We start from the raw sequence: 10,569 nt of genomic DNA, 5'->3' as shown, positions 1-10,569 counted from the left end.
AGTCAGCGGGTTCTTGCATATTTGGGAACTGAGCTACTCGGAAGCGCTCGATCCGTCGCCAGATCCGTCGCCAGAATCGACGCTGGAACCCGGATCGCCCGTGCGCTTCTTGCCGCGGCCTCCCAGCAGCATGCCTCCGGTGATACCGATCACGAGCAGGGCGACAGCACCGATGCCGACCGGCAGCCACGGGATCTGGGGCGCATCGGCCTCGGCCGCGACCGGGGTTGCGGGGTCGAGCGGGATCTGCTCGGGCTCCTCGGGAGCCACCGCCGCCTGCTCTCCCAGTTCGCAACCTGCGACCGTGGCCGCCAGGGTGATCGGGTCGAGCTCTTCGCCTGCCACATAGCTGCCGTAGGCGCCGTTGAGTGCTGTGGCGCCCTCGGCGGTGAGGCGAGGCACAGCGCCTTCGATCGAGAGCTCGCTGCCGCCCGCGGTCACCGCGGTCGCCAGGTCAAGCTTTGCGGCGCGCACCCCGGTCTGCTCGGCGCTTGAGTCAGGGTTCGTCGCATCGCTTGAGCCGATATCGAGCAGCAGGTACGCAGTGTCGTCTGCAGCGAACTCAATCTTTGGGTTCGCCAGGTCAAGGGCCATGGCCCCGTCGTGACCGGTGAAGTGCACGGCCCCGGTGAAGCCGATCTCACCCGCCTCGAGCCCGGGCGTGACGCCGCCCGCGACCTTGTCCCAAATGAAACTCGGCGTCTCGTACCGCATGTCGTCACTGACGGTCCACTCGCCGTTGGCGATGCTGCCGCTGATGTATGAGCGGAAGCTCTCTTTGACACCCCAAGTCAGGATGCCTGCCGACACCTCGCACGAGGGCTGGTCAATGGTCCTGGCTGGGCTTGACGTTGCCGCAATGGCCGGGCTCACGAGACCGACCGCCGCAATTGCGCCGACGCCCAGACCTACTGCGAATCGGGCAGACAGGTTGCGGTTCTTGCGAGGATGAGAGTGCACGCTAGTTGCTCCTTGAAAGGCGATGGTGTTGAGAACAATGCTAGGGGTTATGACTGGGTGCCCGCGCGACGCTGCAGCGCCACCAGGCCGCCCATGGTTGCTGCAATGAGCAGCAGCGCGCCTGCGCCCGCCCACCAGAGCCACACGGGCCCGGTCGAGGCCGCGGCAATGCCCGCGGTGGTAAGCGCGTCGCCGGCGACCCCATCAGCGAGTAGCGCCTCAGCATCGCGCTCTTTCTGCTTCGCAACCTTCGCGTCCTGTTCATCTGCGACGGTAATGACAGCGCCAGCATCTGTGCTGCCCTGCAGGGTAATGGTGTACTCCCCCGGTGTGAGGTCTTCTGGCAACGTGCCCAACCATCGCACAGTTCCACTGTCGTTCGCGCCCGCCGCCTCGTCGAGCACGATCAGGCCGGGGTACATCGCAACGATCATCTCGCGCTCGCCCGGTTCGAAGCCAACAGCTTCGAACTCGAGTTCTGACCCCGCGGCAATTTGATCGGCCGCTGTCAAGATCCGGATCCCAGTGGTCGTGGGTGCAGTCTCGGCGACCGTGCGCTTCTTATCTGCGTTGCTGACCGATGTTGATCCGTAGCTTGCCCCGCTCGCTGCCCCCACGGTGAAGCTGAGACCGTCCGCAGGCAGGCTGTAGCTGCTGCCACCGCCCGCGCCTCCGGTAAATCCACCGTTAACGGGCACCCCGCTCCAGGTCACTTCGCCGTTCGAGCCTACTGACTTGGTCGCCGCCCCCAGATCGAGCGTGGCCCACTGGGCTCCGCCCGAGTAGAGCACGGCGGTGGTGGGGCCGGTGACCTGGATCATGGGGTTAGAGACACCCTCGCGCAGCAGACCGTGGTGGCCCGTGTAGGTAACGGTGCCCGAGTATTGCACCGATCCGGTCTGGGTCGTGGAGTTCCAGCTGCCTCCGCTGGCCTGCGGGAATAGGTAGGCGCCGCCAGAGGACCCGACGCCGCTCGTAGAGACGCTGCCCTTGGCGATGGGACCGGTGACGTAGTCGGCGAACGCCGTTGACACGCCCCAGCTGAGGGATCCGGCGGCCTTGGCGCCGTTGGCGGGCACTTTGGTGTCTGGGCGGGTCACTGGCTTCTTCTCGACCGTCACCTTGACAGAGTTCGAGACGGAGTGGCCATAGGTCGAGTCTTTGGGAGTAAACGTGGCGGTCACGGAGTGCACTCCGTCAGCCGGCTTGAGCGATGTTCTGGCCAGACCGTTCGCGGTCGCGACGGTGCCGCCCAGCTGTTTGCCGCCGGCAGAGAACGCCACGGTACCCGCGATTCCGGGCTTCACTGCGGCGGTGAGCGTGACCGTGCCCCCGTGTTTGATCGACGTCGCTGAGGCAGTGAGCGTGGTCGAGGTGGGCTTCTTGCCGGTCACAGCCGTGTCGGTGTTGAACGAGAAGGTGACGGGGTCAAGCGCTTCGCCTGCGTTATAGAAACCGCCGAGAGCATCTGACCCTGCTGCAGTGAGGGTAGCTGGTACATTGGCCCAGGACAGCGTCTTGCCCTTCGCTGACGGAGCTGGCAACTCGAGCGTCGCAATGACTGCCTGCTTAAGGTCGACTTTGGGGCCGACTGATGTCGTTCCCACGAACTCGCGCCCCGAAACATCCATGCGAATCTCGCCCTTAGTGGCGGAGGTGATGACGATCCGGGGGTTGGTGAGGGCCATGTCTAGCGCAAACGCTTGCTCACCGTTGACCGTCATTCCATGACCCCGCAGGTATATGCCGTTGCCTGAGCCATAGGCTACGTTGGCCTTGCTACCGTCAGACATCGCGGTTCCGGTGCCGCCTGACCAGCTGAAGACGCCGTTAGCGCGTGCCTGTGTTGTCGAGCCGAGCGTAGAAATAGAGCCGTGTGCGATCGGCCCTACCAGGTAGTTGCGGAACGACTCCTTCACGCCCCAGCTCAGGGTCGCGTTTGCTACTGATACTGAGGTCGGGCCTGCGGGCCTTGCAAGAACGCGTACCTGAGCCGAATTCGACGACACTGAGCTGGCGAACGTCTCGGGGTCGTTCGGGGTGAACTGTGCTGAGATCTCGTGGTTACCGACGGGTAGCTTGGAAGTGGTGAGCGTCGCCGAGCCACTATCAGCTGTTACCGGCGTGCCGAGCTTGGTTGTGCCGCTGAAGAACTGAATGGTCCCAGCTGCACCTGCTGGGCTTACGGTCGCGGCAAGAGTGACGGTGTCACCCTCCGTAATGCTCGACTTGTCGGACTCGATCACAGTGGCGGTCGCTGTCGCGGGCGCCACCTGAGAGTTCAGCGTTGAGAACGTCATGGGGTCGAGCGCAGTGCCTGCCTGGTACATACCGTTGAAGGCAGCGGCGCCGTCGGCGGTGAGCAATACAGCCGCGTTCGACCACACGCGTTCAGCGCCAGATCCAGTCGCCGCGGCAAATGTGAGCGTTGCAAAATGAACGCCGGGGGTGACGTTACCACTTACTGCAACGTCCAAGTACAGGTTGCCGGTAGTGGACGAGGTGAGTTCGATGCGCGGGTGGGTGAAGCCGAGGTCAAGCACACCGCCATGAGCTTCGAAGTGAACGCCATCAGCGGCGGGAAAAGCGATGGATCCCGTACCATCAACGCTGAAACTGCCGGATCCGGCGTTCCAGACGAAGTGGTCATCTGTAACTGCCGTGGAGCCTAGGCCGGCGACGCTCCCAGCGCTCGCCACATAGTCAACAAAACTCTTCTTGATGCCCCACTCCAGAGACCCACCAGTCACCTGGACGGCGTTCTCTGCCAGCGCTTTGGCATCGGAGTTGGGAGCAACTCGTACGACCTCGGGTGTCCCGGCGGGCTGAGGTTCCTCAGTGGACTGGGCCTCGACAGTGGCGTCTTCTTCGACACCAGGATCGGTGGGAACGGGAGCAGGAGGGTCGTTTGGAGCGACCGGCTCTGTGGCCTCGGGTGCTCCGGGTTCCGCTTCTTCAGGCTCTACGGGTGTGGTGGGCTCGACGGACTGAATAGCCTCGACCACGGGTTCAGCTGTTGGCGTGTCTCCATCAGCCGCAAATGCGGTCGGAGCAGTGAGCATCGCTGCACCCGCAATAAATGCGGAAACGACCGTGGCTGAACACAGTCGGATGAGTCGTGATCGTGCAGACATGCAATACTCCTGGGAAATCTTGTGGATCAAACTGCGAAACGGTGTGTGCATGAGTCGGCCATAACTCATGCACACACCTTTACGCGCTAATGGGGTTTAGCGTGCAACGCCGGTGTTACAGCTTGTCGGCACGGTAGAGGAATGCTGCCATTGCCCCGCGCGTGACGTTCGCCTTCGGGGCGTAGTTGTAGGTGCCGTTGCTCTGCTTGATTCCGGTGGTGATGCCAGTACCGCTCATCCAGTTGATCTCCTTGAAGAACTTCTGGCCGGGCTTCACGTCGTTGAACACAACACTCTTGCCGGTCCCGGCACCCTTTTCGATGCGGTAGATAAAGGCAGCCATGGCTCCACGCGTAACGTTTGCCTTCGGCATGTACTTGACCGAACCGTTGGCCTGCTTTACGCCAGTGGAGTATCCCTTCGAGTCCATCCAAGCAATTTCCTTGTAGAACTTGTCACCGTACTTCACGTCGGTGAACTTCGAGGTCTTCGGAGCCTGGTAGTTCTTGTCACCATACTGGCGGAACAGGAACGCAGCCATAGCCCCGCGGGTGACGTTCGCCTTCGGCATGTACTTAACCGAACCGTCGGCCTGCTTCACGCCCGTTGTCACCTTTGCGGTGTACATCCAAGCGATCTCGTTGTAAAACTTCTGGCCCTTCTTCACGTCGGTGAACGGGGCCTTTACCTCGGGCTTCGCCTTGACAGTCACAGTGATGGCCGCAGACTCGGAGGGTGTAGCTTGCTTCACATCTTCAGGGGTGAACTTTGCAACAATCTTCTGGCTTCCTGCAGCGAGCTTGACTGCCTTAAGAGTGGCCTTACTCGATGCCAACTTCTGAGCGGTACCGATCTGCGTCGTTCCAGAGAAGAAAGCTACGTTGCCCTGAGCGGCGCCCGCTGCGACAGAGACAGTCGCAGTGAGATCAACGGTGTCTCCCTCGGTGATTGAATCTTTGGAAGCCTTGAGAGTCGTAGTGCTCACATCAGCGGGTGCAAAAACCTTGTCCCACTGTTCCGGAGCTACTTCGAGCGGAGTGCCGAGCGCGTAAACTTCACCAGCGTTCGGGAAGGTATGCCCCTTCCACGAGACAATCTCGTACTGCTTGTCTCGGTCGAGCTTGTCGGCGGATACGCTCAACGTGCGCGTGGCTGCCCCCGATACGAACTCCCCAGGCATAACCCAGTCGGACTCAATGCCAAGGTTGGTCTGCGAAAGCTGGTCTGCAGTGCCCGCCTCAATCAGAGAGATGTAGGCACCGGTGCTCGAGTTGATGTTTGCAAGACTGAATGTCACGTTCAGCTTGCCTCGCACGCCATCTGCAGAGGCAGTTACCGCGGGAGCGGGCGTGTTCTCGTTGAAGGCAAGAGGGGTGTAGGTCTCAAATGGTGCGTACACTGCCCCGCCGCCACCATAGGTGTAGATACCGTAATTGCCATCTGCCAATGCCTCAGCATCATTCTTTGAGACGACCAAGTTCGCAGAGAAAGTACCGTCTGGCTTGATTTCAATTGCGCCCTTCTGTGGGCCACCAATTGAGGCCATATCCGCGGCGTGCACACCCCACTTCTGCACCAGCGCCTTACGGGCGCTTGACGGGGCAGGATCCTCTGGCTTCGACGGCTTCCAGTCATCTAGGAATGAACCAAAAACGACATAAGACCCACCGAACTTGCCAAGCAAAGGTGGGCGGGTACCGTTTGTTAACGGGGCGTTCGGAAGGAAGCCAGAGCCCGTTACGGTGATGAGATCGCCTTCGGGGTTGAGCGTGGTCTTTGAAACCCTCACAGCGGGTGCCGCTGGTTCGTCAGCAAACGCCGCCGAGGGAGCCAGTGCCATTCCGCCTACGGCCACCAGCGCAGCAGTCGCGGTCGCGAGCAGGGAAGTAAACTTCTTCCTCGTACTCTTCTGTGTATTCATCGCGGGCGCACTCCTTTGAACCTTGAGGAGCCACGACCCGCGCGGTGTGGCTCATCCGACTTAACTTAGGCAGCCCTAAGTTGGGCGACCAGTGAATAGTCTGACGAACTTCATCGGATGATGCAAGTCGGAGTCGCAAAAACGACTGATCGAAGTCGCTCACGCGATCCGGAACCGAGTGCTTAGAAAGCAGAAGCGCCCGGAGCATTTCTGCTTCGGGCACCTCATCATCGTCGCTACCGACTCAAGTTTATCTGGTGAGCGATCTCATCTCGATTTACCAGTGGCGGTGCTCGTGCGTGCCATCGAGCGCCGGCCGATAGTCGGGCCAGGGAAGGTCGATCGGCGCCACAAAGTCCTTGGGCAGCAGCGCCGGCATCGGCTCGCTCGCAACTCGCTCGTCGAACTCACGCTTGGCCTCGGCCAGCAGCTCGGGCTTCGTGAACAGATCGAGGAAGGTGCCCGAGATGGTCTTGCCAGCCGTCGCGATCGTGGGGGCAATCGTCTCGGGAATGCCCCCCATCGCGTTCATCACCCAAGCCGGGTAGGGGCCCGCGCCTTCAACGGGCTGGAGAGCCGGGCGCGACACATAGAACCGCACGAGCGGTGCATAGTGGCTCATCTCAACGTAGTCATCGCTCGTCCAGTTGCGCTGCCACGCGGGCATGTGCTCGCGCAGGAGGCGCTCTGCCTCCTGCGGCGCAATGAGCTGTTCGGTCTCGGCCAAGAACGGCTTCTCGCTCGGCTCGAGCCCCAGCGTGCGCTGAATCTCGTGGGCGACAGCGATCGCCTCCTCGCCGTACGAGGGGGCGCCAACATCTTCGAGGTTGGCGTAGAGCGCCGAAGCCATCGCGTGGTTCGTGCGGCCCGGGCGGCTGCGGGCGATCCAGCGCTCCTCGACCTCGCAGTGACCCATCATGGCAGCGGCCTGTGCGTTGCGGTCGAGCACCTTGAGAATGTGCTCAGCCATCTCGATGTCGGCCGTGCGCCACGAGAACTGCACGCGAGCGACCCGCTGCGGCAGGTTGTCTGCGGTCGCCTGTCCATCGGTGAGAATCGCGTCAGAGAAGCTCCAACCGCCCGTCGATGGCAGCATCGAATCCAGCATTGCGCGCGAAGACGAATACATCTGCGTCATTGAGAGGTTTGCACCGGGGGCCCGGGCGGCCGAGTGCGAAGCCGGGATCGGCGAGTTCGGGTCGGCGCTCGACAGCTGCCACGACTCGGGGTGGTCACAAATGAAGCTGTAAACCTTGCTGTAGTACGCGCCGCACTGGGTGTCCCAGCGGGTCGTGTTGCATAGCGGCAGCATGTAGAACGGGTGGAACGACACGATGGCGTCTGCGTCGTCGTAGTACCCCTGCAGGCCATGGACCACCTTCGAGCCGTGCATCTTCTCGGCGGGTTCACCCGTGTAGTGCAGCTCGCCCTGAATGCCGTGCTGCTCCATCGCGTACTTAGTCGCGAGCACTCCGGCGAGGGTCGAGATGCCCAGCACCGAGTGCGGGTCGGTGTGGCCCGGCGCGAAGCGAGAGAGACCCTCACGGGGCTCCTCGCTCGTCGACGCGGCCTGACTGTTGCCGGGAACCGCGTCGTACTCGGCATAGGTCAGCAGCGTGGGGCCGTCACCATTCGACCAGCGTGCGCTGAAGGCTGTCGGCATGCCCGCCGAGCCGTCTTCGACCTCGAAGCCCTCGGCACGCAGCAGGTTGACATACCACTGCTGCGACCGGTACTCGCGCCAGGCTGGCTCTGCGAGCTCCCAAATGACCGTGTGCCATTCGGTGAGCTGCTCAAGGTGATCATCGATCCAGGTCTTTGCGGTCAGCTTGGCTGCCGCGTTCAGTTCCGTCACGTTTCTTCCTCTGTTTCAATTCGTAAATATTTTGTTGAGCAGGCCAGGCGCGAGTGCGCTGTTGCTGTTGCTGTTCTAGCGAGTGCTGGCGCCGACGCCGACTGCAGCGGTGTCCAGGCGCGGCTTGAATGAGCTCGTCACCGGTGCTTCATCTGAGTGCTGCGGAGCGAAGTACGTTCCGATCAGGGCGATCAGCGCAAGGAATCCGAAGAACCAGATCACTGACCAGAAGTTGCCGGTCCACGTCAGGAGCCCGGTCGCGATTGCGGGCGAGAGACCTCCCCAGACCGCGGCACCGACGCCGTACGAGAGCGACATCGAGGTGTAGCGGGCCTGCGGGCGGAACATCTGAGCCATCAGCGTTGACAGCGGCGCCCATGCACCACTGAGCGCGAGACGCAGCACCGAAACGAACAGGTAGATCATCGCAACGTTGTGGTCCTCGATGAACAGCACCAGGGGAATCACCGCAACAAATGAGAGCGAAATACCCGCGTACATGATCCACTTGGCACCCACCTTGTCCCCCAGGAGCGCCAGCGGCAACGTCACGATTGCCTCCACGAACGAGGCGACCGTCATTGCGCCGAGAATCACCGCGGCCGCAAGTCCAACTTCGGGGCTCGTGGCGTAGTTCTGCACGAAGGTCGTAGCGACCACGTAGCCGCCCGAGGCGATTGCGACGATGCAGAAACCGGCAAGCATCGGGGCCCAGTTGTTGCGGATCGCGAAAAGCAACGGAGTCGACTGCGTCTGGCCCTCAATCTTGGCCTCGAATACAGGGCTTTCCTCTACGCGGTAACGCACCCAGAGGCCCACACCGATCAGCACGAAGCTGAACAGGAACGGCAAACGCCAGCCCCATGCCATCAGCACGTCGTCACCCATGAGCGCCAGGATCCAGAATGCACCCGATGACATGAGCGCACCGAGCGGGTTGCCCAGCTGCGTGAAGCCACCGTAGAACGTCTTGAACTTGGGCGGAGCACTCTCAACCGAGAGCAGGCTTGCGCCACCCCACTCTCCACCAACGGCAAGACCCTGCGCAACGCGCAGCACGATGAGCAGGATCGGGCCCATGATCCCGATTGTTGCGTAACCGGGCAGGCAGCCCACCAAAACCGTGGCGACGCCCATGAGCAGGAGCGTGCTCGTGAGCGCAGGCTTGCGACCGAAGCGATCGCCAATATGCCCGAAGAGAATGCCGCCCAGTGGGCGTGCGAAGAACGCTACCGCGTAGGTGCCAAACGACGCGAGCGTTCCCAGGCCTCGGTCGAGGTCAGGGAAGAATACGGTCGGAAAGACAAGAGCGGCGGCAATCGCGTAGACGTAGAAGTCATACCACTCGATCGTGGTGCCTACTGCGGCAGCAAACCCCGATTTCAACGCACGGCGATGCGATGAACCTTGGACAGTCGATATAGCCAAATGAAAGCTCCCTTGCTTGAACGGCGCGCTCAAGGCGCAACAGCATGACTGTAGACGAGATTCTGACCCGCCCCCGTCAATAAAGCGAAAAAGCCCCACGCGAGACCGCCGAAAAGAAACCCTTACGCACAATTCAACAGTTTTCGACCAAAAATGTGCCCCACAGCACTTTTTCGGGTAGCGTTCGCGTGAGAACAACGTAATGCTGCGATTTTTGAATTCAAGGTGGGTAATAATGCCTGACACTCTGCCTCAACTCGATGCGGCAGCCGCCACGGAGGCACCAAAGGGAACGCATCGAGATACTGATCTTGATGCGCTCGATGCCGAGCTGATCAGGCGTCTGCAAGCGGATGGCCGCACGAGTGTGAACGACCTTGCGGCCCAGCTGGGCGGATCTCGCACGTTCATCGCCCACCGACTCAAACATCTACTGCAAGATGGTGGCTTGCGCATCGTCGCGGCGCTGGACCCGAGGTTCGCTGGCCACCATGTTCTTGTTCACGTCAAGGCAGAGGTCGATGGCCCGGTGAAACACCCGGCGTCAGCCGTAGCCACTATGCCGGACTCGGTGTTTGTCTCGCGAGTTAGTGGTGAGTTTCCGCTCGTCTTTGAGTCGCGGCATCGAGATGTGGGGGAGCTTCACCGCATGCTCAATGAGGTCCATAAAGTGCCCGGAATCCGGCGAGTTTCTGTCTCTACTTATGCTGAAATTTTGAAGGGTTTCTTCGTCTCAAACAGCAAGAAAAAGGTAACCCTGGACGGCCTCGACTTCAAGCTCGTGGCGATTCTTCAACAGGATGGCCGTACGAGCTTTCGCTCACTTGCAGACACGGTGCATCTCTCCCCATCTTCTGTGCGAGCGCGAGTGAACCGGCTCATTGATCTCGGTGCTATACGTATCTCGGCCACAAAATCCGGTGGTATCTCACGCAGTCGGTTAGCCGTCGGCGTGGGTATCACGACCTCAGATGACCCAGATTCCGTACGCACACACATCATTCAGTCACCCGATATCGATTTCGCTGCTCGGGCACACGGTCGCTATGACTTCATCGCAACCCTCGTTGGGGCGTCGACCTCACACCTTCTCGATGTCATTGATGAGATCCGGTCTCTCACGTCAGTTAGCTCAGTGGACACCTGGACCCACTTCGACATCATCAAAGAGGACTACGCTCGCACGCTCGGCAAGGTACTCCCCCAGCAACTCATCGATGACGAATCCGAGGCTGAGTTACCCTAAAACATTCGCGCGTAGACTGAGGCCG

Annotated in this window: 6 protein-coding genes; 1 reads left to right on the top strand and 5 read right to left on the bottom strand. The window is 61.2% G+C overall.

Annotated features, from left to right (window positions below):
• Positions 1-33 precede the first annotated feature (33 nt).
• The 5 genes from C795_RS0107715 to C795_RS0107695 form a co-directional block, all read right to left on the bottom strand.
• Positions 34-960: an HtaA domain-containing protein gene (locus C795_RS0107715; protein ID WP_017793182.1), complete on the bottom strand. Its 927-nt coding sequence runs from the start codon at positions 958-960 to the stop codon at positions 34-36.
• Positions 961-1,007: 47 nt separating this feature from the next.
• The gene (locus tag C795_RS0107710; protein WP_017793181.1) at positions 1,008-4,094 is read right to left on the bottom strand and encodes an HtaA domain-containing protein; all 3,087 of its coding nucleotides are present in this window, start codon (positions 4,092-4,094) and stop codon (positions 1,008-1,010) included.
• Between the two features lie 115 nt (positions 4,095-4,209).
• Positions 4,210-6,015: an Ig-like domain repeat protein gene (locus C795_RS16585; protein ID WP_017793180.1), complete on the bottom strand. Its 1,806-nt coding sequence runs from the start codon at positions 6,013-6,015 to the stop codon at positions 4,210-4,212.
• A 277-nt stretch (positions 6,016-6,292) separates the two neighbouring features.
• On the bottom strand, positions 6,293-7,870 hold the full coding sequence (locus C795_RS0107700) for a zinc-binding metallopeptidase family protein (RefSeq protein ID WP_017793179.1): 1,578 nt from the start codon (positions 7,868-7,870) through the stop codon (positions 6,293-6,295).
• A gap of 75 nt (positions 7,871-7,945) precedes the next feature.
• Positions 7,946-9,298, bottom strand: a complete 1,353-nt coding sequence (locus C795_RS0107695) for an MFS transporter (protein WP_026139528.1) — start codon at positions 9,296-9,298, stop codon at positions 7,946-7,948.
• 235 nt (positions 9,299-9,533) lie between these two features.
• On the opposite strand from C795_RS0107695, the gene C795_RS0107690 reads away from it, so the two are divergent.
• Entirely contained in the window at positions 9,534-10,544 is a 1,011-nt protein-coding gene (locus C795_RS0107690; RefSeq protein WP_017793177.1) for an Lrp/AsnC family transcriptional regulator, read from the top strand.
• Positions 10,545-10,569 lie beyond the last annotated feature (25 nt).

This window comes from Leucobacter salsicius M1-8 (assembly GCF_000350525.1).
GTDB lineage: Bacteria > Actinomycetota > Actinomycetes > Actinomycetales > Microbacteriaceae > Leucobacter > Leucobacter salsicius.
The sequence above is the reverse complement of the archived record's forward strand: the minus strand, read 5'-3'. Positions and strand labels throughout refer to the sequence as shown.

What these genes read in the sequence shown, in the direction of transcription:
- C795_RS0107710 (WP_017793181.1), bottom strand. Translation starts at nt 4,094, where the DNA reads ATGTCTGCACGATCACGACTCATCCGACTGTGTTCAGCCACGGTCGTT.
- C795_RS16585 (WP_017793180.1), bottom strand. Translation starts at nt 6,015, where the DNA reads ATGAATACACAGAAGAGTACGAGGAAGAAGTTTACTTCCCTGCTCGCG.
- C795_RS0107690 (WP_017793177.1), top strand. Translation starts at nt 9,534, where the DNA reads ATGCCTGACACTCTGCCTCAACTCGATGCGGCAGCCGCCACGGAGGCA.